The organism is Hydrogenivirga sp. 128-5-R1-1, from assembly GCF_000171895.1.
The window spans coordinates 1-1399 of sequence record NZ_ABHJ01000374.1 but is presented as its reverse complement, the minus strand read 5'-3'; the positions used below and the strand labels follow the sequence as shown (position 1 = coordinate 1399).

Below are 1399 nucleotides of genomic sequence, written 5' to 3'. Positions count from 1 at the left end.
AAAAATTTAAAAAATAAAGAGGATTTATTTGTCATAGTAGAAAGATTAAAAAAGATTTTAGATAAAGGAACAATATTTAAAGTAGATGACATCAGTATAAATGTTCAATTTCATGGAGGAATAGCTGTTTATCCAGATGATGGTCAAGATTTTAAACAGCTTTTCCAAAATGCAAGTATATCATTGAAAGATGCTAAGGAAGAAGGTATTAATCAAATTAAGCTGTTTAATAAAAATATAGAAAAGAAAATAAAATTAAAAATTTTAATTGAAGATTTGATACATAAAGCAACAAAAGAAAATCTTTTTGTATTTCATTATCAACCTTACTTTGACTCTATAACAAAAGAAATAAAAGGATTTGAAGCCCTTGTCAGAATAAAAGACAAAGATGGAAAAATTCATTATCCAAATGAGTTTATAGATTTACTTGAAAAATCTATATATTTAGATGACTTTAGAAACTGGGCTCTAAAAGAAGTATCTGAAAAAATTAAAAAATGGAAAAAACCTATAAGCATAAATATTTCTGCAAAAACATTCAAGAATACTGATTTCCCAGCAGAGGTTATAAAATATGCAAAAAGATTGCCGGCATCATTAATACTGGAAATAACAGAAAGAATTTATATGGACGAGCCAGAAAAATCAGAAAAAATAATAAGAGATTTGAAAAAATGTAAAAATATAAAAATAGCTATAGATGATTTTGGAACAGGGTATTCTTCACTTTCTTATCTTAAAGATATAAGTGCTGACATTTTGAAAATAGATATATCATTTGTCAGAGCAATGATTAAAGATAAAAAAGCAAAAGCTGTTGTTGAAGCTATAATAACCCTTGCAAAAGCTCTTGGAATGGAAACCCTTGCAGAAGGAGTAGAAACCGAAGTTCAATATAATATTTTAAAGAAAATGGGAGTTGATTATATTCAAGGGTTCTATTTTGCAAAACCTCTGCCAGAGGAAGAAATAGAAAAATTACTTTGATGTAAAAAAATACTAATCTGTTGACATGTTCAGATAATATCACTACTCTTAATATTGACAATTACAAAGGAGGAAAAATATGGACTTTTTACACAGAGAGGAAGCACCATTAACAGACCAGCAGTGGAAATTAATAGATGATACTGTTGTAAATACAGCAAAGGCAAATCTTGTTGGAAGAAAATTTATAGAAATAACTCCAGTCTTAGACCCGGCAATTCAATCAGTAGCTTATGATGTTATATCAACTACAGAAACTGGAGCTTGTGGACTTTTTGGAGATAAAGAGTGTGATATTGTTAAAGTAGAAAATAGAAAGTTTCTTCCTGTACCCCAGATTTATAAAGATTTTAAGATACACTGGAGAGATATAGAAACAAGTAAAAAGCTTGGATTACCACTTGATACA

Annotated in this window: 2 protein-coding genes; both read left to right on the top strand. The window is 28.3% G+C overall.

The window, feature by feature from the left end; genetic code table 11:
• On the top strand, positions 1-990 hold a 990-nt coding region (locus HG1285_RS01510), incomplete at its 5' end, for a GGDEF domain-containing phosphodiesterase (RefSeq protein WP_008289380.1).
• Between the two features lie 79 nt (positions 991-1069).
• Positions 1070-1399: family 1 encapsulin nanocompartment shell protein (locus HG1285_RS01515; protein WP_008289379.1), on the top strand; the 330-nt coding region annotated here is incomplete at its 3' end.